A 25,098-nucleotide genomic window follows, 5' to 3' on the forward strand; every position below is an offset into this window, starting at 1 on the left:
TCTCAGCGGGCAGCCGACGGAACCACGGCGGCGGCGGGTGTTTCGATCTTACCCTGATCGCCACCCAGGCGCTGGATGACGGGTTTGCTCCACGATCCGGTGATCGAATAGTCGAGCTCGAAGGCTTTCTGGATCGATGCCGACAGCGCGAGATCCGCCGCGAGCGCGCCGAGGCCGAGCAGCGGATTGATCACCGCCGCGCCCAGCGCGACCGCGCCCGCGCCGACAGTCGGAATCACTTTCACGCGGAGGTCTTGCGTCTGCTTCGGCATGTCGACGCTGCCCTGCATCTGCACGCGCGCGGGCGACGTCACCATGAGGAAGTCGTCCGTGTGGCTGATGCCATCGACGATCTTCGCATTGCCCGTGATCTTCTCGAACGGCAGCCCCTTGCCGACGACATCCTCGAAATGCAGCGTCAGCAGGCTCGCGAGGCTGCGCAGGCTGAAGATGCCGAGCCACTTCGCGGCGCCCGGCGCGCGCAGGATCTGCCCGTGACGCAGATCCACGGCGACGTTGCCATCGAGCGTGTTCACATCGACGGCAGTCGGGCCGCCGTTCCAGCCCGCGTGACCCGAGATCGTGCCGCTGCCCGCGTTCACGACATGCGGCGCGCCGAAGCGGTCGATCAGCTGGCCGCCGTTCTTCACGTCGAGCTTGAAATCGAGCGACGTGCGGCGCGCAATGCCGTCGTCGGCGGCGTCGCGCGGGGTGTCCGGTTGCGCGCTCTTCACGGCGCCGCCCGGCAGCGAGCGCCACGTTGCGTTCGCGAGGAGCGTCGCGTCCGGGTTGGCGAGCTCGAGCTTGTCGAGCGTCCAGATCGGTTCGTCGCCGATGACTTCGTTGTGCGCGTCGACTTCGAGCCGCCCGAGGCTGTGTCCGCGATACACGAGATCGTCGATGGCGAGATCGATCGTCGGCATGTTGCGCGGCGGCTTGCTGATCATCTTCGCGGCAGGACCGCTCTCCGTCTTCTCCGGAATCACGACCCGCGCGAAACGCGCCTGCAACGCGCCGGGGCTGTCCTTCGTCGCGCCCTGCGTCCACGCGACATCGCCGGAAATCTGATTCGACACGATGTTCGCCTGCCACTTCCGATCCGTCCCGTTCGCGTCGATGGCGACATTGTCCCAGCGCCGGTCGAGCAGCTTGAGCGTCGTGAAGCGGAGGGCGGCGCGCGTCGGGATGAACTGTTTGACGTTCTCGCTCATCGGCGGGCGCGGCGCGTTCGCGGCTTCGGAACCGGGCGTGCCGGCCGCGCTGAGATCGGTGAAGGTCTTGCGCCAGGCATCGGCGTCGAGCTCGTCGAGATTGGCGGTGGCGCTCACGCCTTCGGCGGGCAAGTCCGCGGGCTTGTTCACGCTGATCGCGCCGCGCACGACTTTGAGCTGCGCGCGCATGTTCATCGGCTCGGCGGCGTTTTGCGGATCGATCTTGACCTGCGCCTTCCCGATCTGCTGCAGCACGTAATGCGCTGCCACGGGCCCGAAGCTCAGCTTCGCGTCATGCAGGTCCGACGCGCCGCCCGGCGTGGGCTGGAAGCTGAACGAGAGGGGCATAGGCGTGCCCTGAGCCTTGCCGAACGGCGCGGGCAGATCGATGCCGAGGCCCGTCAGATCCGAGCTCGCCTGCACGTTCGGCAGCGCGTTCCTCGCGCCGTGCACGTGCAGCTCATACGGCGCGGTGCCGTCGATGCGCTTCATGAACTGCACGGCCTGCGGACTCATGCGCGCGTTGAGCCGCTGGGCCGCGTCCGCGCCGATGCGTCCGTTCACGTCGATCGCGTAGCTGCCGTCAGGCTGCACGCCGCCCTTGGCGCGCACATCGCCGCCGAGCAGTTGCGCGGAGAGGCCGTCGAGCGTGACGGTCTTCGCGGCGAAGTCGGCGCGGCCGCGCAGATGCGTGAGCGGCGGCAGATTGCCGTACGCGACCACGTTGTCGGCGAACGTGACCGAGCCTTTGTATTCGGGCTTGATCGGCGGCAGGGGCGCGGGCGGACGGTAGCGTGGAATGCCGAGCGTGAGCGCGAGCACGGCGTCGCCCTTCGCGTCGATCTTGCGCGTGGCGTGCTTCGCCATCAGGCCGAGCGAGCTGTCGTCGACATAGCGCAGCATGTCGGCGAGCGGACCGCGCGCACGGCCGTCGATCCAGAGCTTCGTCTCGCGATTGCCTGTATCGTCGATGCGCCCGACGACCTTCGATACCTTCACGCCGCGGTAATGCCCCTTGTCGATATCGAAGCCGAGCTTGTTCTGCGCGAGCGTGAACGTGCCGTCGATGCCCTCGAACGCCGGCCAGAAGTTCGGCATTCCGTTGGCCATCTTGCGCGGCGGGAACGGCGTCGGATCGAACTTGCCGTCGGTGAAGGGCGCGTTGATGCGGAAGATGCCCGCGTCGGGGAACTTCGCGTACGGAAAGCGCGTGAGATCGCCGTGCACTTCGATCGTGCCGTTTCTCGATACGCCCGCCTGCAGCGCATGGCCGAGATAGACGCGCACGCGCTCGTTAAGGCTCGTCGGCAGATAGCGCACGAGGCTCGTCACCTTGAGATGCGCGACCTTCGCCTTCAGGTCGAGATTGCCGCGTCCGTGGCCCTGGTTCCAGTAGTCGGCGGTGACTTCGCCTTCGGCGTCGGCGTTCTTCACGCGCAGTGTTTCCAGATGAATCGTGAACGCGCGGCGCAGCTCGCCCGGCGCGATGGCATCGGCGACCGTCCAGCGCGCACGGCCATTCAGCGAATCGAAGGTGAGGCGCGGATCGTCGAATGCGCCGGGAATGATGACGGCCGCGTTCTTCGTGTCGATGGTGATCCTGCCTTCCTTCTCGTTCGCGTCGACGCGGCCCCACAGATTGTCGATGCCCGGAATGCCCGCGCGCGGATGGTTGTTGATCGTGAGGCCGGGCGGTGGCTCCTGCGCCTGAATGCTCAGCCCTTCGAGGTCGCCCTTGAAGGCGTAGCGCAAAAGAGGCTCGTCGCCTTTCTTGCGTTGCTGCTCGGCTTCTTCTTCGGTTTTCGGCGCGCCGCGCTCGGTGAAAATCATGTAGTTCGACACCTGGCCGCGCGGATTGAAGCGCACGAGTTCGTTGAGCACCTTCGCCGGCACCGGCAGCGCGCGCACGAATTCCGCGAGGATGCCGATATCGACGGTATCGCCCGTCAGCCGCACCAGTTGCCCCTTGCCGACACTCGGCGCCCGATACGTGCCCGTAAGCGTGCGCGACACGAGCAGGCGCGTGACCGGCGTGCCGTCCTCGAGCGGCGGCTGGCCGAGCTCCGCGTGCAGGTTCGTGAGGTTCAGCGTGTATTCAGTGTCCTTCTTGTCGATGCTCCAGCCGAAGCGCGCGATCGGCAGGTCGAGACGCGGCTGTGTCGCGCGCACGCGCAGCGCGACGTTCGCGCCGGTCAACTCGCCGGCCGCGCTCTGCAGCTCGCCGCCCGCGAAGTTCAGCCAGATCTGGTTGTTGATGCGGCCGCTGTACATCTGGAACGGCAGCTTCACGTAGCGCGAGAGCGTCGGCAGATCGACCGGGCCCGTCGACATGAAGAGCCGGCCGCTCCAGTTCGCGGGCGCGCCCATTGCGGAAAACGGCTGGTGACGGAAGTCCGCGCGGAGATCGAGCGGGCCGTGCAGCACGTCGCCGTCGGCGGGGGCCTTGAGCGCGAGCCGATGGCGCGTGCCGTCGTTGACGATCGCGAGATGCAGCCGCTTGAACGCGATTTCCGGCGCGGTGCGTTGCGCGTCGCGCCAGCGCAGCGTGCCGTCGCGCAGAAGGATGTGGTCCTGGCCGAGCAGCCATGTCGTGAACGCGTTCGAGCCGGTGCGATGCGTGGGAAGCGGCACGCCCGCGACCGAGAGCGCGCCTTCGGCATTGCGCGCGATGATCACGTCGGGGCCGTCTACGGTGAGGTCAGCGAGCTTCGGCTGAAGATGGAGCAGCGAAGCCCACGCGATGCTCGCGCTCGCGTGCGGCACGGCGAGGCCGGGCGAGCCGTCGGCGGCGTCGATGCGCAGGTTGTCGATATCGAGTGTGGGCGAGAGCCCCGACCATCGCGCGGAAATCCTGCCGATATGAAGCTGCGCGTGGATCTTCGACGAGACGAGTTCTTCGATGCGCGGCCGGAACGAATCGACCTGCGGCATGACGAGATAGCGCAGGCCGACATACACGCCCGCCACCGCGAAATACGCGATGGCCGCAATGACGAGAACGGTTTTGAAGACGCGCGAAAGCACGCGCTCGGCGTTGCCGCTGGGCTTGGCTTGTCCAACTTCGGTCGGGTCGACGGATCGTCTGCTGTCGGACATGCTGCGGCTGTTCGGCGATATGGTAGTTTTGCGTGTTTGACGCTGAAATGTAACACGGGCATAGCGGGGACGGCCGCGGCCTGCGCACTCGTGGATGCTCGCAAAGCCGCGCCCGGCAAGACTCGCGGCGCGATGCCCGACGCGCTATGTCTTTCCGGAAGCAACGAGCGAACCCAATCTTTCATGACCGACGCCACTCTTCTCAGTTCCGACTATTCCAACTATGCGGCGCGCGCGTATGCGGCGCGACCCGAACTGGCGTCGAATGTTGCGCAGTGGGCGCAGTCGCGTATCACGCGCGGCTGGATCGAAGCACGCCTCGACGCGCACTGTGCGCCATGCATCGCAAACGGCGTGCTCGACGAAGCCGCGCTCAAGACCGCGCTGCGGCGTCTGCGCACCGACGTGTTCTGCACGGTGATGGAGCGCGACCTCGCGGGCCACGCGGATGTCGCCGAAGTCACCGGCGCGATGACCGATCTTGCCGAAGTCACCGTGCAGCGCGCGCTCGCGGTGCTCTCGGCGGATCTCGAAGCGCTCTTCGGCGAGCCGCGCGGGCCGGACGGCGAGCGGCTGACGCTCGGTGTCGTCGGCATGGGCAAGCTGGGCGGGCGTGAGCTTAACGCATCTTCGGACATCGATCTGATCTTCGTTTATGAAGAAGATGGCGAAACCTCCGGCGGCACGCGCTCGCCGCTCACGACGCAGGAATTCTTCACACGGCTCGGCAAGCGGCTGATCGGCGCGCTCGCGGAGATCACGCAGGACGGCTATGTGTTTCGCGTCGACATGCGGCTGCGGCCCAACGGCGATTCGGGTCCGCTCGTGTGCAGCCTCGGCATGCTCGAGGAATATTTCTACGTGCAGGGCCGCGAATGGGAGCGCTACGCGTGGATCAAGGGGCGGCTCGTCTCGGAGACGCAAAGCGAGTCCGCGAAGCGCCTTGTGAAGCAGCTCGAAGCGATCGCCACGCCGTTCATCTACCGGCGCTATCTCGACTACGGCGTGATCGCGGCGATCCGCTCGCTGCATCAGCAGATCCGGCAGGAAGCGCGGCGGCGCGCGTCGATGCGCCCCGACAAAGCCGACGACATCAAGCTCGGTCGCGGCGGCATCCGCGAGATCGAGTTCAGTGCGCAGGTATTTCAGTTGATTCGCGGCGGACAGGCAGCGGATTTTCGCATCCGGCCGACGCTCGCCGTGCTCGAGCGCGCTGCGGCGCACGGCTTGCTCGCGCCCAATGTGTGCAAGGCGCTGTCCGATGCGTATCTGTTTTTGCGCACGGTGGAACATCGGCTGCAGTATCGCAACGATGCGCAGACGCACGCGATGCCCGTCGCCGATGACGAACGCGCGCGGCTCGCGGCATCGCTCGGCTTCGCGGACTACGCCGCGCTGATGGAGAAGCTCGACGCGCATCGCGAACTCGTCGAGCAGCAGTTCGACGCGATCTTCGCCGACAAGGTGAGCGGGCAGGGCGGCTGCGGCGTCGCGGAGGATTCGGCGGCGTCGTGGATCTGGAGCAGCGCGCTCGCCGACGACTCCGCGCAGGAAGAGCTCGCCGCGCGCCTGTCGGAACTCGGCTTCGCGGACCCCGCGCCGGTGCTTTCGCGCCTGACCGGCGTATGGAATTCGGCACGCTATGCGGGCTTGCCGTCGCAGAGCCGGGAGCGCTTCGATATCGTCGCGCAGCGCGGGCTCGAAGCGGTGCAGTCGATCGATGCGGCGCGGCGCGGCGACACCATCACGCGTCTCTTCGATCTGCTCGAAGCCATTGGCAGGCGCGGCGCGTATCTCGCGCTGCTGACGGAATATCCGGCGGCGCTGGAGCGCGTGCTGTCGGTGCTGTCCGGCTCGCGCTGGGCGGCGGGCTATCTGATCCGCCATCCGCAATTGCTCGACGAACTGCTCGACGACGAAGCCATCGCGAGCCCGTTCGACTGGACCGCGTTCAAGCGCTCGCTGATCAAGCGGCTCGATGCCGCCGAGGACGCGGAACATCAGATGGATCTGCTGCGTCACGCGCATCAGGCCGAAGTGTTCCGCATTCTGCTGATCGACCTCGCGGGACACTTAAGCGTCGAGCACGTGAGCGACCGTCTCTCCGAACTCGCCGACGCTGTGCTCGACGTGACGGTGCAAACCGTGTGGAAGCAGTTTCCGAAGCGGCATCGCGAGACGCCGCGCTTTTCCGTTATCGCGTACGGGAAGCTCGGCGGCAAGGAGCTGGGTTACGCGTCGGATCTCGATCTCATCTTTCTCTACGACGATCCGCACGAATCCGCCTCGGATCTCTACGCGATGTTCACGCGCCGCCTCATTACCTGGCTCACGGCGGCGACGGGTGCGGGCACGCTCTTCGATGTCGACTTGCGCCTGCGTCCGAACGGCGAATCCGGCCTGCTCGTGACCGACCTCGATTCCTTCCGCCGTTATCAGATCCGCGAAGGCGATGCCGCGAACACCGCGTGGGTCTGGGAACATCAGGCGCTTTCGCGTGCGCGTTTCAGCGCGGGCGATGCCGAGATCGGCGCAGAGTTCGAGAAGATCCGCGCGGACGTGCTCGTCATGGAACGCGACGCCGCCGCGCTCGCCCGCGAGATCGTGTCGATGCGCCAGCGCGTCGCCGAGGGACATCCGAATCGCAGCGACCTGTTCGATCTGAAGCACGATCGCGGCGGCATGGTGGATATCGAGTTCATCGTGCAGTACTGGGTGCTGCTGCATGCGCGCGAGCATCGCGAGTTTCTGCGCAATGCGGGCAATATCACGCTCCTGAAGATCGCGGCGAAAAGCGGACTGATCGCCGAAGAGGAAGCGGATGTGATCGGCGCGGCATACCGGCATTACCGCAAACTCCAGCACACGCTGCGGCTCGACGGCATGGAGAAGGCGCGCGTCGATCCGGCCGAGGTTCAGGGCGAACGCGACGCGGTGACGGCGCTGTGGGAGCGCGTGTTCGCGGTAGCGGCCGGCTGACGCTCAGGCGGCCAGCATTTCCTTCGCGTGCTTGCGCGTGGTCGCGGTGATTTCGAGACCGCCCAGCATGCGCGCGACTTCCTCGATGCGCCTGCTCTTGTCGAGCGGCGTCACCGTGCTGACGGTGCCGCCGGCATCGTCCGACGATTTCGCGACCTGGAAATGCTGGTCGCCGCGCGCCGCCACTTGCGGCAAGTGCGTGACGCAGAGCACCTGACGGTCGCGCCCGAGCTGATGCAGTAGACGCCCGACCACTTCCGCGACACCGCCGCCGATGCCCGTGTCCACTTCGTCGAAGATGAGCGTGGGCGTCGGGCTCGCGGTGCTCGCGATCACGGCCAGCGCTAGGCTGATGCGCGCAAGCTCGCCGCCCGACGCGACTTTCGCGAGCGGCCTCAATGCGACGCCCGCGTGACCGGCGACGCGGAATTCGATCTGCTCCAGCCCGTTCGCGCCGCCCTCGGCGAGCGGCACGAGCGCGACTTCGAAGCTGCCGCCAGCCATCGACAATTCCTGCATGCCTTCGGTGACTGCTTTCGACAAGCTCCTGGCCGCTTTGGCGCGCGCTTTCGACAGCACTTTGGCCTGCGCGAGATAGTCGCTCTTCGCCTTGTCGGCGATGGCGTTGAGCGCGTCGAGATCGGCGGCGGCATCGAGTTCGGCGAGTTGACGGCGGCGCGCGTCGTGTTCCTCCGGCAGCGTTTCGGGCTGAAGACGGAATTTGCGCGCCGTCGAGTGCAACTGGTCCATGCGCTTTTCGACCTGGGCGAGCCGGTCCGGATCGAGCTCCAGCCGCTGCGCGTAGTGCGACAGCGAGTACGAGGCCTCCTGCAACTGAATCTCGGCGGGTTCGAGCGACGCGAGCACGTCGTTCAGCGCCGGATCGATGTCGGCGAGGCCGCGCAGCTTCGAGATGATCGCGCCGAGCTGCGAGATCATCGCTTCGTCGGATTCGGAGAGCGCGCCGAGCGCGCCCTGCACGCCGTCGATGAGACTCGCCGAATGCGACAGCCGATGATGCTCCGCGCTCACTTCCTCCCACTCGCCCGGCTGCGGCGCGAGCTTGTCGAATTCGCTCAGTTGCCAGGCGAGGCGCTCGCGTTCGAGTTGCAGCTCACGGTCTCGGCTTTGCGCGGTCTCGACGGCCTGCTGCGCGTCACGCCACGCGCGCCAAGCGCGATTCACCGCTGTCGCGGCGTCGAGCAACTGCGCGTGGGTGTCGAAGAGTTCGCGCTGCGCATCCGGCCGCATCAACAGTTGATGCGCGTGCTGTCCGTGAATATCGACGAGCATTTCGCCCACTTCGCGCAGTTGCGCGAGCGTCGCGGGCGTGCCGTTGATGAACGCGCGCGAGCGGCCGCCCGAATCGATGACCCGGCGCAACATCACCGAATCGCCGTCTTGCGACAACGCGTGCTCGTCCAGCCATTGCACGACGAGCGGATGCGTCGAAAATTCAGCGGTGATGTCCGCGCGCGCCTGGCCCGCGCGCACAACGCTCGCGTCGCCGCGTGAGCCCAGCGTGAGCGCGAGGGCGTCGATCAAAATCGATTTGCCCGCGCCGGTTTCACCGGAAAAGACCGTGAAGCCTGGATCGAAATCGATATCCAGCGTGGCGACGATGACGAAATCTCGAATGGAAAGATGACGGAGCATGGACGCTTCGGAAGAGGAATTCGGGATTCGCGCGGTTCAGAGAGCGGACGAGTCCTGCGACGGATGCTCGTTCCAGTGCAGCTTCTTGCGCAGCGTCGCGTAGGTGCTGTAGCCGACCGGATGCAGCACCGGCACCGTGTGCTTGGAGCGCCGCACTTCGATCGCGTCATTCAGCTCGACGGCGGTGAACGACTGCATGTCGAAGTTCACGTTGACGTCCCGCCCGCCGATGATCTGAATGGTCACCTTCGAATCGTCGGCCAGCACGATCGGTCGGTTCGACAGCGAATGCGGCGCGATAGGCACGAGCACGAAGCCTTGCAACTGCGGATGCAGGATCGGCCCCGCCGAGGACAGCGCGTACGCGGTCGAGCCGGTAGGCGTCGCGACGATCAGGCCGTCCGAGCGCTGGTTGTACATGAAGTGGCCATCCACCGACACGCGCAGCTCCGCCATGCCGGAGAAGCCGCTGCGGTTCACCACGACGTCGTTGAACGCGAGCGCGTGGTAGATCGGCTTGTCTTCCCGCACGATGCGCGCTTCGAGCAGGCTGCGGTCTTCGCGCTCGAACTGGCCCGCGAGCATCTGCGGCACGAGTTCGCGCATCGCCTTGAGCGGAATGTCCGTGATAAAGCCAAGCCGCCCGTGATTCACGCCGATGAGCGGCGTCTTGTACGGCGCGAGCTGCCGGCCGATGCCGAGCATGGTGCCGTCGCCGCCGATCACGATCGCGACGTCCGCGCGCGCGCCCATCTCGGCGATGGAGAGCGCCGGAAATTCCGTCACGCCGACATCCTTCGCGGTGCCCGCCTCGAACACGACCTCGAAGCCCTGCTGCGAGAGGAGATCGGCGAGCGATTTCAGCGGCGCCTCGATGCCCGGCGTGTTGGTGCGCCCCACGAGCGCGACGGTCTTGAATTGGCCAATTTCCATGCCGGCATTACACCATAGTCAGAGAACGAAAAGAACCGTGGCCGATGCCGTGAAGCCTGACGCGAAGCATGTTCCAGGCAGGGCGATCGTTTCTCGCTAGAATGGAGCGGACGTTGAACGCAGCCCAGGCGGCGCGGTTCGCCGCTACCCGACACGTTGAGCTAAAATTTCCCCATGCTAGACCCACGTGCACAAACCCTCCTCAAAACGTTGATCGAGCGCTACATCGCCGAAGGTCAGCCGGTCGGTTCGCGCACGTTATCACGTCATTCCGGTCTCGAACTGAGCCCCGCGACGATCCGCAATGTCATGTCGGACCTCGAGGAGCTCGGTCTGGTCGCGAGCCCGCATACCTCGGCGGGTCGCATCCCGACGCCGCGCGGCTACCGGCTCTTCGTCGACACGATGCTGACTGTAGAAGCGCCGCAAGACGAAGCCATGACCACTGCGGTCAAGACCCGCCTGCAAGGCGAGGAGCCGCAGAAGATTGTCGCGGCGGCGGCGAGCGTGCTCTCCAATCTGTCTTCGTTCGCGGGCGTGGTGCTGACTCCGCGACGCAGCCACATGTTCAGACAGATCGAGTTCATGCGGCTGTCGGACAAGCGCATCTTGCTCATCATCGTGACGCCGGAAGGCGACGTCCAGAACCGCATGATGGCGACGCAGCGCGACTACTCGCCCTCGCAACTCACGGAAGCCTCCAACTACATCAACGCGCATTTCGCGGGCCTGTCCTTCGACGAGGTGCGCCGGCGCCTGCGCGAGGAAATCGACCAGTTGCGCGGCGACATGACCGCGCTCATGCAGGCGGCCGTGGTTGCGAGCACCGCCGAGACGGACCCCACGGACACCGTGCTCATATCCGGCGAGCGCAACCTGCTCGAAGTGGCGGACCTTTCCTCCGACATGGCGCGGCTGCGCAAGCTTTTCGACTTGTTCGACCAAAAGACGAGCCTCCTGCAATTGCTGGATGTATCGAGTCACGCACAGGGCGTGCAGATTTTCATCGGCGGCGAGTCGAATCTCGTGCCGATCGAGGAAATGAGCGTCGTGACGGCGCCGTACGAAGTGAACGGGAAGATCGTCGGCACGCTCGGCGTGATCGGCCCGACACGCATGGCGTACAACCGCGTGATTCCGATCGTGGACATCACCGCGCGCCTCCTCTCGATGTCGCTCAGCCATCAGTAACGCTGTTTTCACGTCCATCTTGGCGCGCCGACGAAGGCCGCGCCACTAGGCCATTCGGCCAATGATGCGCCCGAAAACGCGCCGCTATAATGAACTTCACCTTTTCGACGGCTCTTCCGGCCCGCTTGCCCTATGCGTTTCGACCTCGAGTTGCCCTCGCAGCCTAGCGCTTCGCATCGCGTCGCGGTGCTGCTGATCAATCTCGGCACGCCGGACGCGCCCACGCCGAGGGCGGTGCGCAAGTATCTGGCGCAATTCCTGTCGGACCCGCGTGTCGTCGAAATTCCGTCGTTCGTCTGGCAAGTCATTCTGCGCGGCCTGATTCTTCCATTGCGTGGACGCGCGTCGGCGAAGAAGTACGCACAGGTGTGGATGCCCGAAGGCTCGCCGTTGCGCGTGCATACGGAAAAGCAGGTCGACGGTTTGCGGCGCCTGTTCGCGGCGAACGACTATCACGTGATCGTCGACTACGCCATGCGTTACGGCACGCCCGGCATCGGCGTGATGTTGAATCAGTTGAAGCTCGAAGGCGCCGATCGCATCCTGCTTCTGCCGATGTACCCGCAATACTCGTCGTCCACGACAGCCACCGCCTTCGACGATGCCTTCGCCGCGCTCAGGCGCGTGCGCAACCAGCCGGAGATTCGCACCATCCGCCATTACGCGGATCATCCGGCGTACATCGCGGCGCTCGCGGAGCAGGTGCGCGACTACTGGCGGCATCACGGCCAGCCGGATTTCGCCGCCGGCGACAAGCTGGTCTTGAGTTTCCACGGCGTGCCCAAACGTACGATGGACCTGGGCGACCCGTATCACGACCAGTGCCAGCTAACCGGCTCGCTGCTCACGGCAGCGCTCGGGCTCACGCCGGTGGAATGCCGCGTGACGTTCCAGTCGCGCTTCGGCAAGGCCGAATGGCTTCAGCCCTATACGGCGCCCACGGTCGCGGAACTGGGCGCGGGCGGCGTCGCGCGCGTGGACGTTTTCTGTCCCGGCTTCACGGCGGATTGCCTCGAGACGATCGAGGAAATCGGCATCGAGGTACGCGACGAATTTCTGAAGGCCGGCGGCAAGCAGTTTCACCGCATTGCCTGTCTGAACTCGGCGCCCGCGTGGATCAAGGCGCTGGGCGAAATTGCCGCGCAACATCTGCAGGGATGGCCCGTGCAGACCGTGCAGCCGCTCACCGCAGTGGCCTGAGCGCGGCTTTATCAAGCATTCACTGATGAACTACAAGATTTCCACGGAACCCGGCGCGCGTTTGCGCATCGATAAATGGTTGTGGGCGGCGCGTTTCTTCAAGACGCGTTCGCTCGCGAGCGACGCGGTGGAAAAAGGCCGCGTGAAGATCGGCGGCGCGAACGTGAAGCCGTCGAAGGACGTGCGCGTGGGCGATATCGTCGAAATCGATATCGAGCGGCTCGTCTGGCAAGTCGAGGTGCTGGGCCTGTGCGAGGTGCGCGGACCCGCGACGGTCGCGCAGACGCTCTATGCCGAAACCGAGGAAGGGCGCACAAAGCGCATGGCCGAAGCCGAGCGCCGCAAGACCTTCCGCGAGCCCGCGGCCAGCATGCAGGGCAGGCCGACGAAGCGCGACCGGCGTGTCATCGACAAATTTTCAGGTTCTGACTAAGGAGTTCGTCCAGGGTCGCGTGGACGCCGCCGTACTCGGTGGTACGGTCGGTCACGGCGCCGGACATGCAGATGGTGGTCGTTCCCGCGACGAGTACCAGGGCGACCACCGCGATAGCAAAGGTCAGTTTCATGGTACCCCCGAAGAGCGGGTTTGCCCGGTCAGGCAACGGCCGGGTCAGGAAACGGGCATGGGCTGAAAGCGGATTGTAGCATTCGTAGGATTAGGGTTAACGTGCGTCCTGCGGTGCTTGTTCGAAGTGTAGGCGAGGCAGTGATTTCCCTCAATCTGAAAATTGCGCGATGCGGCGAAGCTCGCGTTACCGCTCGTTTCACGGTTCGCTGCATCGTTGCCAAGCATGCAAAAACGTCAGAAAAAATCGCCCGCGAAGGCTTGAAAACACCTTCGATGCCCCAATTTTCGCCGCTAGTGCGAAAAATGCGTGCTCGATGTGAGGGGCCGCTTTCGCATCCGATTCAACTCACAGCAATACACATTCAGCGACATGGAAAACACGCAAGAGAATTCAGCGAGCCAGAACCCGACGCCCGCCGACGATAACGCGCGCCAGGCCGCCGACACGACCAATGCCGCCGCGCAGGCGCCTCAGGCCGCTTCGGCGGACGGCGCCGCCGCGCCGCAAGCGGCGACGAACGAGGCCGAAGCCGCGCTGGCCGAGGCGCAGGCCACGATCGTGGCGCTCAAGGAAGACTTCCTGCGCGCCAAGGCCGAAACGGAAAACGTGCGCCGCCGCAGCCAGGAAGATGTCGCGAAGGCGCATAAATTCGCCATCGAAAACTTCGCGGAAAACCTGTTGCCCGTGCTCGACAGCCTCGAAGCGGCGCTTGCCGACCAGTCTTCGGATCTCGTCAAGGTGCGTGAAGGCGTCGAGCTGACGCTGCGCCAGCTCACCGGCGCGCTGGAGAAGGGCCGCGTCGTCGCGGTGAATCCGGTCGGCGAGAAATTCGATCCGCATCGCCATCAGGCTATCTCGATGGTCCCGGCCGATCAGGATCCGAATACCGTGGTCACCGTGCTGCAGAAGGGCTACGTGATCGCCGACCGCGTGCTGCGTCCGGCGCTCGTGACCGTCGCCGCGCCGAAGTAACGCGTCCGAAGCGACCATGGCCAGCGTGCCCGTCGACTCGACCGCCTTCGCGGTCTTCGAGATGCGCGAGCTCGACGAAGCCGGCTTCGACGCCGGCCTCGCATCGGCGGGCGACCAACTGGCCGTGGTGTTTTTCTGGGGCCTCGACTGCTTCAACTGCGAGATCGCCAAGAAAGCGATGCTCGCGAAACCCGATGAAATCCGCGCGCTCGGCCTGACGTGGTTTCACAGCAATGTGTACGCGCAGCGCGGGCTGGGCCGCCGCTTCATGCTGCACGGCGTGCCGACGTGGTTCTTTTTTCATCGGGGCAAGCGGCTCGGCCGGGCGACCGGCTGGCATGGCCTCGCGCACTTCGAAGCGGCAGTGGAGGCGGCGCGCGAAAAGATCGGCGCCAGCGCGGGCGACCGCGAAAAAAAGTTATAGACCGCATCGATTGCAGGGTCTTGAAATCGAAACCTGCGCTCTTATCTTGCGTACAGGTATGAATTTTGGGCGTTCGGCCCGGTAAATCGGCACAAGCCGGCGTCAGGCAAGACACACCGCCGCCGCAACGCCACTGCAATCAAAGCTAGGAGAGTGATAAAAAATGGGCAAAATCATCGGTATCGACCTCGGCACCACGAACTCGTGCGTGGCGCTGATGGAAGGCAATCAGGTCAAGGTCATCGAGAACTCGGAAGGCGCGCGCACCACGCCGTCGATCATCGCGTACATGGATGACAACGAGATCCTCGTCGGCGCGCCCGCAAAGCGCCAGTCGGTCACCAATCCGAGAAACACGCTGTACGCGGTCAAGCGCCTGATCGGCCGCCGCTTCGAAGAGAAGGAAGTGCAGAAGGACATCGGTCTGATGCCCTATAAGATCGTCAAGCACGACAACGGCGACGCATGGGTCGAGGCGCACGGCAAGAACCTCGCGCCGTCGCAGGTTTCGGCCGAAGTGCTCCGCAAGATGAAGAAGACCGCTGAAGATTACCTCGGCGAGCCGGTGACGGAAGCCGTCATCACGGTTCCGGCGTACTTCAACGACAGCCAGCGTCAGGCAACCAAGGACGCGGGCCGTATCGCCGGTCTGGAAGTGAAGCGCATCATCAACGAGCCGACGGCAGCCGCGCTCGCGTTCGGTCTGGACAAAGCCGAAAAGGGCGACCGCAAGATCGCGGTGTTCGACCTGGGCGGCGGCACGTTCGATATCTCGATCATCGAAATCGCGGACGTCGACGGCGAAATGCAGTTCGAAGTGCTCTCCACCAACGGCGACACGTTCCTCGGCGGTGAAGACTTCGACCAGCGCATCATCGATTACATCATCGGCGAGTTCAAGAAGGAGCAGGGCGTCGACCTGTCGAAGGACGTGCTCGCGCTGCAGCGCCTGAAGGAAGCCGCTGAAAAGGCGAAGATCGAACTGTCGTCCACGCAGCAGACCGAAATCAACCTGCCGTACATCACGGCGGATGCCTCCGGTCCGAAGCACCTGAACCTCAAGATCACCCGCGCGAAGCTCGAAGCGCTCGTGGAAGACCTGATCGAGCGCACGATCGAACCGTGCCGCATCGCGATCAAGGACGCGGGCGTGAAGGTGGGCGAAATCGACGACGTGATCCTCGTCGGCGGTATGACCCGCATGCCGAAGGTGCAGGAAAAGGTGAAGGAGTTCTTCGGCAAGGACCCGCGCCGTGACGTGAACCCGGACGAAGCCGTCGCCGTTGGCGCCGCGATTCAAGGCCAGGTTCTGTCGGGCGACCGCAAGGACGTTCTCCTGCTCGACGTTACTCCGCTTTCGCTCGGCATCGAGACGCTCGGCGGCGTGATGACGAAGATGATCAACAAGAACACGACGATCCCGACGAAGCACGCGCAAGTGTATTCGACGGCGGACGACAACCAGGGCGCCGTGACGATCAAGGTGTTCCAGGGCGAGCGCGAAATGGCCGTGGGCAACAAGCTGCTCGGCGAGTTCAACCTCGAAGGCATTCCGCCCGCACCGCGCGGCGTGCCGCAGATCGAAGTGACCTTCGACATCGACGCGAACGGCATTCTGCACGTGGGCGCGAAGGACAAGGCGACGGGCAAGGAAAACAAGATCACCATCAAGGCGAACTCGGGTCTGACGGACGCCGAAATCGACAAGATGGTGAAGGACGCCGAAGCCAACGCCGAGGAAGATCACAAGCTGCGTGAGCTGGCCGACGCGCGCAATCAGGGCGATGCCCTGGTTCACAGCACGAAGAAGGCCGTCGCCGAGTATGGCGACAAGGTCGACGCTTCGGAGAAGGAGAAGATCGAAGCGGCGCTGAAGGACCTCGAAGACACGCTGAAGAGCAGCGCGAGCGACAAGGCCACGATCGAAGCGAAGGTCGAGGCGCTGGCTCAGGCGTCGCAGAAGCTCGGCGAGAAGATGTACGCCGACATGCAGGCGCAGCAAGGCGCGGCGGGTGCGGCTGCCGGTGCGGCGGGCGCGGGTGCATCGGCGGATGCGGGCGCGAGCCAGCATCACGACGATGTCGTCGACGCCGACTTCAAGGAAGTGAAGAAGGACTAACGCCGGATTCGGGCGCGTGAGTGGCGACATTCACGCGCCTTTTCGGTGGGATCACCGGGACGCGTTGGCGTCTTACGTGGAACGCGCCTGGCGAGCTTTTTCGGCTCTCCGGGCACGTTGTTTTTAGAGGCGCGTTGCTTCAGGCGAGGCGCAAAAGGTTTACGCGCGGGTTTGCAGCACGAAACCCGCAGCATCTGACAGGAACCGTCGCGGGCAAGCGCGGCGGCATTGAACCGACATGGCGAAACGGGACTACTACGACGTTCTGGGCGTCGCGAAAAACGCGAGCGACGACGAGATCAAGAAGGCGTATCGCAAGCTCGCGATGAAGTATCACCCTGACCGCAATCCGGACAACAAGAAGGCGGAAGAGAATTTCAAGGAGGCGAAGGAAGCCTACGAAATGCTCTCCGACCAGCAGAAGCGGGCTGCGTACGATCAGTACGGCCACGCGGGCGTCGATCCGAACATGGCGGGCGCGGGCGCGCAGGGCTTCGGCGGTTTCGCCGATGCCTTCGGCGATATTTTCGGCGACATCTTCGGACAGGCGGCGGCTGGCGGCGCTCGCGGGCGCGGCGGTCCGCAAGTCTATCGCGGCGCGGACCTGCGCTACAGCATGGAGATCACGCTGGAGCAGGCGGCGCACGGCTACGACACGCAAATCCGCGTGCCGAGCTGGGTGAACTGCAATGTCTGTCACGGCTCGGGCGCGAAGCCGGGCACCAAGCCGGAAACCTGCCCGACCTGTCACGGTCAGGGCCAGGTGCGCATGTCGCAGGGCTTTTTCAGCATCCAGCAGACGTGCCCGAAGTGTCACGGCAGCGGCAGCTACATTCCCGATCCGTGCGCGAACTGCCACGGCGCGGGCAAGGTGAAGGAAACGAAGACGCTGGAAGTGAAGATTCCGGCGGGCATCGACGACGGCATGCGTATCCGCTCGGCGGGCAACGGCGAGCCGGGCATCAACGGCGGGCCGAACGGCGACCTGTATGTGGAAATCCACATCAAGCAGCATTCGGTGTTCGAGCGCGACGGCGACGACCTGCATTGCCAGATGCCGATTCCGTTCACGACGGCGGCGCTGGGCGGCGAAATCGAAGTGCCCACGCTGGCCGGCCGCGCGAGCTTCACGGTGCCGGAAGGCACCCAATCGGGCAAGACGTTCCGTCTGCGCGGCAAGGGCATCAAGGGCTTGCGTTCGAGCATCGCTGGCGATTTGTACGTGCATGTGCAAGTCGAAACGCCGGTGAAGCTCACGGAGCAGCAGCGCGATCTGCTGAAGCAGTTCGAGAAGTCGCTGGAGCAGGGCGGCGCGCGGCATAGTCCGCAAAGCAAGAGCTGGTTCGACCGCGTGAAGAGCTTCTTCGACTGATGCGGTCGAGTGCATGGTACGTCGTGCGGGCATGACGATGAAAACCGAAGAGCGCGGCGCGATATTCGCGCTGCTCGACGATTGCGATGCGACCGCCGAAAGGCGGTCGAGTCGTTTGTACACGGACTTTGCGCACGAACGCGTGTGCGTGGACGGTCATGCGCTCGAAGCAGTGTGCGGCGACATCGAGCGTGATCTGCGAAGCGGCTTGCATGCGGTCGTCGTCGCGGATTACGAGTTCGGCCGCAACCTCCAGTTCGGCACGGTCGGGCGCGGTGACGATCACGCTTTGCGCGTGCTGATGTTCCGCGAGTGCGCGCATCTGTCGCGCGATGAAGTCGATGCGTGGCTCGCGTCCCAAGGCGATGACATGACCGCAGGCGTCGCGGGCATCGAGCCGAGCGTCACGCGCGGTGAATTCGATGCCGCCATCGCCGCCGTGCAGGATGCCTTGCGAGAAGGCGAGTCGTATCAGATCAACTACACCTATCGGCTGAACTTCGATGTGTTCGGCGGGCCGCTCGCGCTCTATCGGCGCTTGCGCGAGCGTCAGGCGGTGCATTACGGCGCGTTCATCGCGCTGCCGGATGGGCGCTCGGTCGTGTCGTGCTCGCCGGAACTGTTCGTCGAGAAGCGCGGCGACCTGCTGCGCGCGCGGCCGATGAAAGGCACCGCGCCGCGCGACGCCGATCCCGAAGCGCTTCGCAATGACCCGAAGAATCGCGCGGAAAACGTGATGATCGTCGACTTGCTGCGCAACGACATGTCGCGCGTGGCCGTCACGGGTTCGGTGAATGTGCCGGCGCTCTTTTCGGTCGAGCCGTACGCGTCGGTGTGGCAGATGACCTCGACCATCGAGGCGCGCGTGATTCCCGGCACGCCGTTCGCCGGCATCGTCCGCGCGTTGTTTCCGTGCGGCTCGATCACCGGTGCGCCGAAATATCGGACGATGCAGCTGATCGACGAGATCGAAAGCACGCCGCGCGGTCTGTATACCGGCGCGATCGGCTGGCTCGATGCGACTGGCGACTTCTGCATGTCGGTGGCGATACGCACGCTCGTCGTCGATGCGGCGCGCGAGCGCGGCGTGCTCGGCATCGGCGCGGGCATCGTGCTCGATAGCGTCGCCGCCGACGAATACGAGGAGTGTCTGTTGAAAGCGCGCTTTCTGACCGGTGCCGATCCGGGCTTCGAGCTCTTCGAGACGACCTACGCGACGCGCGAAGTAGGCGTTCGCCATTACGCGCGGCACGTCGCGCGGTTGAAGACAAGCGCGGCGTATCTCGGCTTCGCTTTCGACGAGCGCGCGCTTTCGACGCAAGTCGAAGAACACTGCGCGACGTTCGAAGCGGGCAAGCCGTATCGTCTGCGCATCGCGCTGGACAAGGGCGGGCGCATCGCGATCACGAGCGCGCAACTGGCACCGTTGTCATCGGATACGGTGGATGTCCTGCTCGCGTGCGATCGAGGCTTCGCGCCGCAATCGTCCGGCGATCCGCTGCTTCGGCACAAGACGACGCGCCGCGCCGACTACGATCGCGCATGGAAAGCCGCCGAAGCCCAAGGCGCGTTCGACATGCTGTTTTTCAACGAACGCGGCGAGCTCACCGAAGGCGGCCGATCGAGCGTCTTCGCGCAACTCGACGGCAAGTGGTGGACGCCGCCCATCGACGCCGGCGTGCTGCCCGGCGTGATGCGCGCGGTGCTGATGGAAGAACTCGGGGCGGCGGAGCGCACACTCACGATGGACGACCTGCAGAAAGCCGAGAACCTGCTCATCAGCAACGCGCTGCGCGGCGCGGTGAAAGCGCGTCTGAGACGCTGACGCCGCGCGGCGGTCAAACGGAAATCACCACTCGGCCACGCTTCCATCCGCGTGACGCCACACCGGATTGCGCCAGCGATGGCCCACCTTCGCCATCTCGCGCACCTTCTCCTCGTTCACTTCGATGCCAAGGCCCGGCCCTTGCGGAATTGTCACCATGCCGTCTTCGTACTTGAAGACTTCCGGATTCCTGATGTAGTCGAGCAGGTCATTGCCCTTGTTGTAGTGAATCCCGAGGCTCTGCTCCTGAATGAACGCGTTGTAGCTCACCGCATCGATCTGCAGGCAGGTCGCGAGCGCGATCGGCCCGAGCGGGCAATGCAGCGCGAGCGCGACATCGTAGGCTTCGGCCATCGTCGCGATCTTGCGGCATTCGGTGAGCCCGCCCGCATGCGACGCGTCCGGCTGAATGATATCGACGTAACCGCCCGCGAGAATGTGCTTGAAGTCCCAGCGTGAGTAGAGCCGCTCGCCGAGCGCGATCGGCGTGCTCGTCTGGCTGACGATATCGCGCAGCGCCTCGACGTTCTCCGAGAGCACCGGCTCCTCGATGAACATCAGCTTGAACGGATCGAGTTCCTTTGCGAGCACCTTCGCCATCGGCTTGTGCACGCGCCCATGAAAGTCCACGCCGATGCCCACGTTCGGGCCGACCGCCTCGCGCACCGCGCGCACATTGTCGATGACGCCCTGAACCTTGTCGAAGGTATCGATGATCTGCAGCTCTTCCGAGCCGTTCATCTTCACCGCCTTGAAGCCGCGCTCGACAACCGCGCGCGCGTTGTTCGCGACATCGCTCGGACGGTCGCCGCCGATCCACGAATACACCTTGATCTTGTCGCGCACCTGGCCGCCGAGCAGCGCGTGAACCGGCACGCCGTGATGCTTGCCGAGAATGTCCCACAGCGCCTGATCGACGCCGGCGATCGCGCTCATGCCGATCGGGCCGCCGCGATAGAAGCCGGAGCGATACATCACCTGCCACAGGTCTTCGATATGACGCGGATCCTTCCCGATCAGATAGTCGGCGAGTTCATCGACGGCGGCAGCGACGGTATGCGCGCGGCCTTCGACGACCGGCTCACCCCAGCCGGTGATGCCTTCGTCGGTTTCGATCTTGAGGAAGCACCAGCGCGGCGGAACGATGAAGGTCTCGAGTTTCGTGATTTTCATGAAGCGTCTCCCGATAAGGATTCACATGGTAGCAAAAACTCGCGATGTGGGCATATTAATAGTATTATTGAAAGGTAAATTGGGACTTACGAAACATCGGATGAATACCGGATAATCGTGAGGAAATCGAGAAGGAGACCATCATTCACAGGGACCTGCATGGCCGTGTAGCCCATGAACTGGGCACGGCGATTCTGCGAGGCGACTTCCAGCCTGGCTTTCCCTTGCCGCGCGAAGCGGAATTGATGGAGCGCTTCGGCGTGAGCCGCACGGTGCTTCGCGAGGCGTTGCGCACGCTTACGTCGAAAGGGCTGATCGAGTCGCGGCCGAAAGTCGGTACGCGTGTGCGCGCGAAGGCTGCGTGGAACCTGCTCGACGCCGACATGCTCGACTGGTATTCGCGCGTCGCACCGCCGCTGCAGTTCGCGCTCAAGCTTCAGGAAATGCGCGAGATGATCGAGCCGTACGCCGCCGCGCTCGCCGCCGACAACCACGAGGAAGGCGCGCGCGAGCGTCTCACGCGCGCGCATCGGGCGATGGCCGACGCGCAGAACGTCGATGAATGGGTGCGCGCCGATCTCGACTTCCATCTCAGCGTGCTCGCCGCGTGCAGCAACGAATTGCTGATCCCGCTCGGCGCGTTGATCGAACGCACGCTCGAAGGCCAGTTGCGCTTGAACGCGAAGCGCGCGGACATTTACAACGCGTCGCTCGCGGAGCATACGGCGGTGTTCGATGCGATCATCGGCCGCGATGCGAACGGTGCGCGCCGCGCGATGGCCGATCTGCTCGGCGTGACGCGCGGCAGAATCGAAGCTTAGAGCGCGTTGAGCGGAATCTTCAGATAGGTCGTGCCGTTGCCTGCGGCCTCGGGAAACTGGCCCGCGCGGATGTTGACCTGGATCGCGGGCAGGATGAGCGTCGGCATGCCGAGCGTCGCGTCGCGGGCTTCGCGCATCGCGACGAATTCGTCTTCGGTCTTGCCGCCGCCAACGTGAACATTGTGTTCCCGCTGATCGCGCACGGTGGTCTGCCACTGCGGCGCGCGCGTGTTTGGCGGATAGTCGTGGCAGACGAAGAGACGCGTATCGGGATCGAGCGCGAGCAGGCGGTGAATCGAGCGATACAGCGTGCGCGCGCTGCCGCCCGGAAAGTCGCAGCGCGCGGTGCCGACGTCCGGCATGAAAAGCGTATCGCCGACGAACACCGCATCGCCGACCCGGTAAGCCATGTCGGCGGGCGTATGGCCCGGCACGAAGAGCGCACAGGCCTCGATCGCGCCGATCATGAAGCGCTCGCCGTCCGTGAAGAGGTGATCGAACTGCGAGCCGTCGAGCAGGAACTCCGGCTCGAGATCGAAGATCTTCTTGAACACGCCCTGCACCGTGCGGATCGATTCGCCGATACCGATCTTTCCGCCGAGCTCGCGCTTCAGATACGGCGCCGCCGAGAGATGGTCCGCGTGCGCGTGCGTCTCCAGAATCCACTCGATGGAGAGGCGCTCTTCGCGCACGAACGCGATGACCGCATCGGCGGAACGCGTCGACGTGCGGGCGGCTTTCGGGTCGTAGTCGAGAACCGGGTCGACGATCGCTGCGGTTGAACCGGCCGCCTCATAGACGACGTACGTCATCGTGCCGGTGTTGATATCGAAGAAAGGCTGGATGATCGGTTGCACGCTGATTCCCCCGGCTGCGGCGCGTTGCCTCGCGCTGGTCTCTGCTCTTGTCGTCCGGTAAGCAGGGACGCGTTCGGCAGGGTCGCGATACAGTGTAACGCTTTGCGCACCGCGCGGCAGTTGCTACCGCAGTACTGCTACGCGCGTCGCGCCGGCCGGTTCACGAGCGCGATGCCCGCGAGCACCATCACCGCGGCGATCATGAAACGCGTGGTGAAATGCTCGCCGAGCAGGACCACGCCGAAGGTGACGCCGAAAATCGGCGTGAGAAACGAGAACACCGAAAGCCGTGACGCCATATAGCGCGTGAGCAGCCAGAACCACGTCAGATAGCTGATGAATGCGACGACGATCGCCTGATAGGCGAGGCTCGCGATCACGAGCGGCGGCACGGCTTCGACATGCGTCTGCCCGATGCCCGCGGCGAGCACGAGCAGCAGCACCGCCGATACCGCCAGCTGATAGAACAACGTCTTGCTCGCGCTCGCCTGCGCGAGCGTGGACGCGCGCACCACGACGGTCGTCGCGGCCCAGAAGAGGCCGGCCATGATGCCGAGCACATCCCCCGCGATGCCTTGCAGCGTCGGCGTGCCGTTCGGATCGCCATGCAGGAAGCCGTCGGCGAACGCGAGCGCGATGCCGCAGAACGCGAGCACGATGCCGCTCCACTGCGTGCGCGACAGCCGCTCGCCCGCGACGAAAAAGTGCAGGCCGAGCGCGGTGAAGCAGGGCGCGGTGTAGAGGAACACGGCCATGCGCGTCGCCGTGGTCAGGCTCAGGCCGAAGAAAATGCAGACGAACTCGCCGCCGAAGAGCAGTCCCGCGAGCAGGCCGGCCGGCAGCGTGTCGTCGCGTTGAAAGAGCGGCACGCCGCGCGTGCGCGTCCAGATCCACACGAGCAGGGTCGCGATCAGCGAGCGGATGCCAGCTTGCAGCATCGGCGGAATCGATGCGTTCGCTTCCTTGATCGCGACCTGCTGGAATCCCCATGCGCTGCACAACGCGATCATCACGATGATGGCGGTGGCGTCCGGGGCGCGGCGCAGGGCGAGGGAAGACGTGCTCATCGGCGGGCTCTGTCAGGCGTGACGGGACAGGGCCGACGTGAAGCGCACATCGGCCATGCACTGATATGGAGCGTCGATTGTGCCAGCGAACGGCCGGCGAGAGGGAAAGGTCGGGTCGAGCCCGTGGGAATGCGGGGAGTGCGCGCCGCATCGAGCGTGCGGCGCGCGAGATGCATCAGGAATGCTTTTCGATCAGCTCGACCTTGTAGCCGTCCGGATCTTCGACGAACGCGATCACCGTCGTGCCGCCCTTCACGGGGCCGGCCTCGCGCGTGACCTTGCCGCCCGCCTGACGAATGCGCTCGCACGCGTCGGCGGCGCTGTCGACTTCGAGCGCGATATGGCCGTAAGCCGTGCCCAGGTCGTACTTGTCGGTGCCCCAGTTGTAGGTCAGTTCGAGCACGCTGTTCTCGCTTTCGGGACCGTAGCCCACGAACGCGAGCGTGTACTTGTACTCGGTGTTTTCGCTTTGACGCAACACGTGCATGCCGAGAATGCGCGTGTAGAAATCGATGGAACGCTGCAGGTCGCCGACGCGCAGCATCGTATGGAGGAGTCGCATGATGGGGTTTCCTGTTTTGTATTTGCGAGGGACAGGAAAGAAATTGTACCGTCGGCGCTTTTTGCGTGCTGACGACGCATCAAAGCGCCGGCAGCAAGTCTGGCGGATGATGCTTCAGCGTATGCCGCGCTTCGCGGAACTCGGGGAAGATCGATTCGACCGTCCGCCAGAAGCGCGGGCTGTGGTTCATTTCGCGCAGATGCGCGAGCTCGTGCGCGACCACGTAATCGATGATCGACATCGGAAAATGAATGAGCCGCCAGTTGAGGCGGATCTTGCCGTCGCTGGAGCAACTGCCCCAGCGCGTCGCCGCCGACGACAGCGCATACGCGCGATACTCGACGCCGAGCTTCGCCGCATACACTGCGAGCCGCTCGCCGAAGATGCGCTTCGCTTCCGATTGCAGCCAGCCCTGCACGCGATCCTTGATCTGCTGCGTATCGGCGAGCGCCGGCATCGCGAGGGAGAGCACGTTGGTTTCATCGTCGAAAGACAGCACGCTCGCGCTCGATCCGAGCGACACGCTGATGGTCTTGCCGAGATACGGAAACTGCGCGCCGTCCTTCCATTCGATGCGCGGCAGCGCGCGCTGCTCGACGCGCGTCTGCCATTCGGTGAGCTTCTTGACGATCCAGTTCTGCTTGTCGAGGATCGCGCTTTCGATGTCGGCGACCGTCACCCAGCGCGGCGCGGTGATGGCGAGCCCGGTGCCGTCGATGCAAAAACCGATCGTGCGCCGCGACGAGCGCTTCAGCCGGTATTCGAGCGCACCTGCCTTCAGCACGATGCGGCGCAGGCGCACGCCATCGGGAAGCGGAGCCGCCGGCGTTGCGGGCGTGAGTGCGGGAACGGGATCGGCGCTCGGAACGTCGCCACGCAGCGGAGCCGGACCGCTCGCGGGCGGTGCGCCGGAGTAAGCCGGCGCATGCTCGAACGGCAGATCGAGTTGCAGGGTATCGAGCGCGACGGCGGGGCGCTGTCGCGATGGGGCTTTCTGCATTGGCTCGGCTTTGCGCTCACGGCGCAGGAATGACGAGAAGAACGAGTAAGGCACGCCGCGGCTCGATATGA

General features: G+C 64.8%; 19 protein-coding genes. 10 read left to right on the plus strand and 9 right to left on the minus strand.

The annotated features are described in order from the left end of the window. Positions 1 to 2: 2 nt before the first annotated feature. Positions 3 to 4,307, minus strand: a complete 4,305-nt coding sequence (locus AC1Z32_RS15600) for a YhdP family phospholipid transporter (protein ID WP_483479486.1) — start codon at positions 4,305 to 4,307, stop codon at positions 3 to 5. Positions 4,308 to 4,490: 183 nt separating this feature from the next. Between AC1Z32_RS15600 and glnE the strand changes: the two genes are divergently transcribed. After that, positions 4,491 to 7,286 carry a bifunctional [glutamate--ammonia ligase]-adenylyl-L-tyrosine phosphorylase/[glutamate--ammonia-ligase] adenylyltransferase gene (gene glnE, locus AC1Z32_RS15605; protein WP_483479487.1) on the plus strand — a complete coding sequence of 932 codons (2,796 nt, stop codon included), beginning with the start codon at positions 4,491 to 4,493 and terminating at the stop codon, positions 7,284 to 7,286. Positions 7,287 to 7,289: 3 nt separating this feature from the next. Here glnE and recN read toward each other — a convergent pair whose 3' ends face one another. Continuing rightward, positions 7,290 to 8,942 carry a DNA repair protein RecN gene (gene recN / locus AC1Z32_RS15610; protein ID WP_483479488.1) on the minus strand — a complete coding sequence of 551 codons (1,653 nt, stop codon included), beginning with the start codon at positions 8,940 to 8,942 and terminating at the stop codon, positions 7,290 to 7,292. Between the two features lie 36 nt (positions 8,943 to 8,978). Next, entirely contained in the window at positions 8,979 to 9,875 is an 897-nt protein-coding gene (locus tag AC1Z32_RS15615; protein ID WP_483479489.1) for an NAD kinase, read from the minus strand. A 174-nt stretch (positions 9,876 to 10,049) separates the two neighbouring features. On the opposite strand from AC1Z32_RS15615, the gene hrcA reads away from it, so the two are divergent. The 3 genes from hrcA to AC1Z32_RS15630 all read left to right on the plus strand — a co-directional run bounded on the left by hrcA (position 10,050) and on the right by AC1Z32_RS15630 (position 12,699). Continuing rightward, positions 10,050 to 11,066, plus strand: a complete 1,017-nt coding sequence (gene hrcA / locus AC1Z32_RS15620; protein WP_062604664.1) for a heat-inducible transcriptional repressor HrcA — start codon at positions 10,050 to 10,052, stop codon at positions 11,064 to 11,066. 132 nt (positions 11,067 to 11,198) lie between these two features. Next, a complete protein-coding gene (gene hemH / locus AC1Z32_RS15625; RefSeq protein WP_483479490.1) occupies positions 11,199 to 12,266 on the plus strand; it encodes a ferrochelatase in 1,068 nt (355 codons plus the stop codon). Positions 12,267 to 12,291: 25 nt separating this feature from the next. Then, the gene (locus AC1Z32_RS15630; protein WP_483479491.1) at positions 12,292 to 12,699 is read left to right on the plus strand and encodes an RNA-binding S4 domain-containing protein; all 408 of its coding nucleotides are present in this window, start codon (positions 12,292 to 12,294) and stop codon (positions 12,697 to 12,699) included. Here the strand turns inward: AC1Z32_RS15630 and AC1Z32_RS15635 are convergent. Then, positions 12,671 to 12,832 (minus strand): hypothetical protein, encoded by a 162-nt coding sequence (locus AC1Z32_RS15635; protein WP_483479492.1) that lies wholly within the window; start codon positions 12,830 to 12,832, stop codon positions 12,671 to 12,673. The two genes, AC1Z32_RS15630 and AC1Z32_RS15635, sit on opposite strands and share 29 nt — an antisense overlap. A gap of 372 nt (positions 12,833 to 13,204) precedes the next feature. Here AC1Z32_RS15635 and grpE point away from each other — a divergent pair, with 372 nt between their 5' ends. The 5 genes from grpE (at position 13,205) to pabB (ending at position 19,547) form a co-directional block, all read left to right on the plus strand. Then, positions 13,205 to 13,807, plus strand: coding sequence for a nucleotide exchange factor GrpE (gene grpE / locus AC1Z32_RS15640; RefSeq protein WP_483479493.1), 603 nt, complete (start codon positions 13,205 to 13,207; stop codon positions 13,805 to 13,807). Positions 13,808 to 13,823: 16 nt separating this feature from the next. Then, positions 13,824 to 14,231 carry a thioredoxin domain-containing protein gene (locus tag AC1Z32_RS15645; RefSeq protein WP_483479494.1) on the plus strand — a complete coding sequence of 136 codons (408 nt, stop codon included), beginning with the start codon at positions 13,824 to 13,826 and terminating at the stop codon, positions 14,229 to 14,231. Between the two features lie 163 nt (positions 14,232 to 14,394). Beyond that, entirely contained in the window at positions 14,395 to 16,350 is a 1,956-nt protein-coding gene (gene dnaK, locus AC1Z32_RS15650) for a molecular chaperone DnaK (RefSeq protein WP_483479495.1), read from the plus strand. Between the two features lie 238 nt (positions 16,351 to 16,588). Beyond that, entirely contained in the window at positions 16,589 to 17,722 is a 1,134-nt protein-coding gene (dnaJ, locus tag AC1Z32_RS15655) for a molecular chaperone DnaJ (protein WP_483479496.1), read from the plus strand. Between the two features lie 37 nt (positions 17,723 to 17,759). Continuing rightward, positions 17,760 to 19,547: an aminodeoxychorismate synthase component I gene (gene pabB / locus AC1Z32_RS15660; protein WP_483481643.1), complete on the plus strand. Its 1,788-nt coding sequence runs from the start codon at positions 17,760 to 17,762 to the stop codon at positions 19,545 to 19,547. Positions 19,548 to 19,571: 24 nt separating this feature from the next. Here pabB and dgoD read toward each other — a convergent pair whose 3' ends face one another. Continuing rightward, positions 19,572 to 20,720, minus strand: coding sequence for a galactonate dehydratase (gene dgoD, locus AC1Z32_RS15665; protein ID WP_483479497.1), 1,149 nt, complete (start codon positions 20,718 to 20,720; stop codon positions 19,572 to 19,574). 104 nt (positions 20,721 to 20,824) lie between these two features. Here dgoD and AC1Z32_RS15670 point away from each other — a divergent pair, with 104 nt between their 5' ends. Next, positions 20,825 to 21,541 (plus strand): FadR/GntR family transcriptional regulator, encoded by a 717-nt coding sequence (locus AC1Z32_RS15670; RefSeq protein WP_483481644.1) that lies wholly within the window; start codon positions 20,825 to 20,827, stop codon positions 21,539 to 21,541. Here the strand turns inward: AC1Z32_RS15670 and AC1Z32_RS15675 are convergent. From AC1Z32_RS15675 to AC1Z32_RS15690, 4 genes are all read right to left on the minus strand, one after another. Further along, positions 21,538 to 22,398, minus strand: coding sequence for an MBL fold metallo-hydrolase (locus tag AC1Z32_RS15675; RefSeq protein WP_483479498.1), 861 nt, complete (start codon positions 22,396 to 22,398; stop codon positions 21,538 to 21,540). The two genes, AC1Z32_RS15670 and AC1Z32_RS15675, sit on opposite strands and share 4 nt — an antisense overlap. Before the next feature lie 137 nt (positions 22,399 to 22,535). Further along, on the minus strand, positions 22,536 to 23,465 hold the full coding sequence (locus AC1Z32_RS15680) for a DMT family transporter (RefSeq protein WP_483479499.1): 930 nt from the start codon (positions 23,463 to 23,465) through the stop codon (positions 22,536 to 22,538). A 175-nt stretch (positions 23,466 to 23,640) separates the two neighbouring features. Then, positions 23,641 to 24,027: a lactoylglutathione lyase gene (gene gloA, locus AC1Z32_RS15685; protein ID WP_483479500.1), complete on the minus strand. Its 387-nt coding sequence runs from the start codon at positions 24,025 to 24,027 to the stop codon at positions 23,641 to 23,643. 79 nt (positions 24,028 to 24,106) lie between these two features. Continuing rightward, entirely contained in the window at positions 24,107 to 25,027 is a 921-nt protein-coding gene (locus AC1Z32_RS15690; protein WP_483479501.1) for a M48 family metallopeptidase, read from the minus strand. Positions 25,028 to 25,098 lie beyond the last annotated feature (71 nt).

It is taken from the genome of Caballeronia sp. 11_S32 (assembly GCF_056930355.1).

Excerpts from the sequence above, each read along its gene's own strand:
- AC1Z32_RS15600 (WP_483479486.1), bottom strand. The coding sequence starts at position 4,307 with ATGTCCGACAGCAGACGATCCGTCGACCCGACCGAAGTTGGACAAGCC.
- glnE (WP_483479487.1), top strand. The coding sequence starts at position 4,491 with ATGACCGACGCCACTCTTCTCAGTTCCGACTATTCCAACTATGCGGCG.
- recN (WP_483479488.1), bottom strand. The coding sequence starts at position 8,942 with ATGCTCCGTCATCTTTCCATTCGAGATTTCGTCATCGTCGCCACGCTG.
- AC1Z32_RS15615 (WP_483479489.1), bottom strand. The coding sequence starts at position 9,875 with ATGGAAATTGGCCAATTCAAGACCGTCGCGCTCGTGGGGCGCACCAAC.
- hrcA (WP_062604664.1), top strand. The coding sequence starts at position 10,050 with ATGCTAGACCCACGTGCACAAACCCTCCTCAAAACGTTGATCGAGCGC.
- hemH (WP_483479490.1), top strand. The coding sequence starts at position 11,199 with ATGCGTTTCGACCTCGAGTTGCCCTCGCAGCCTAGCGCTTCGCATCGC.
- AC1Z32_RS15630 (WP_483479491.1), top strand. The coding sequence starts at position 12,292 with ATGAACTACAAGATTTCCACGGAACCCGGCGCGCGTTTGCGCATCGAT.
- AC1Z32_RS15635 (WP_483479492.1), bottom strand. The coding sequence starts at position 12,832 with ATGAAACTGACCTTTGCTATCGCGGTGGTCGCCCTGGTACTCGTCGCG.
- grpE (WP_483479493.1), top strand. The coding sequence starts at position 13,205 with ATGGAAAACACGCAAGAGAATTCAGCGAGCCAGAACCCGACGCCCGCC.
- AC1Z32_RS15645 (WP_483479494.1), top strand. The coding sequence starts at position 13,824 with ATGGCCAGCGTGCCCGTCGACTCGACCGCCTTCGCGGTCTTCGAGATG.
- dnaK (WP_483479495.1), top strand. The coding sequence starts at position 14,395 with ATGGGCAAAATCATCGGTATCGACCTCGGCACCACGAACTCGTGCGTG.
- dnaJ (WP_483479496.1), top strand. The coding sequence starts at position 16,589 with ATGGCGAAACGGGACTACTACGACGTTCTGGGCGTCGCGAAAAACGCG.
- pabB (WP_483481643.1), top strand. The coding sequence starts at position 17,760 with ATGAAAACCGAAGAGCGCGGCGCGATATTCGCGCTGCTCGACGATTGC.
- dgoD (WP_483479497.1), bottom strand. The coding sequence starts at position 20,720 with ATGAAAATCACGAAACTCGAGACCTTCATCGTTCCGCCGCGCTGGTGC.
- AC1Z32_RS15680 (WP_483479499.1), bottom strand. The coding sequence starts at position 23,465 with ATGAGCACGTCTTCCCTCGCCCTGCGCCGCGCCCCGGACGCCACCGCC.
- gloA (WP_483479500.1), bottom strand. The coding sequence starts at position 24,027 with ATGCGACTCCTCCATACGATGCTGCGCGTCGGCGACCTGCAGCGTTCC.
- AC1Z32_RS15690 (WP_483479501.1), bottom strand. The coding sequence starts at position 25,027 with ATGCAGAAAGCCCCATCGCGACAGCGCCCCGCCGTCGCGCTCGATACC.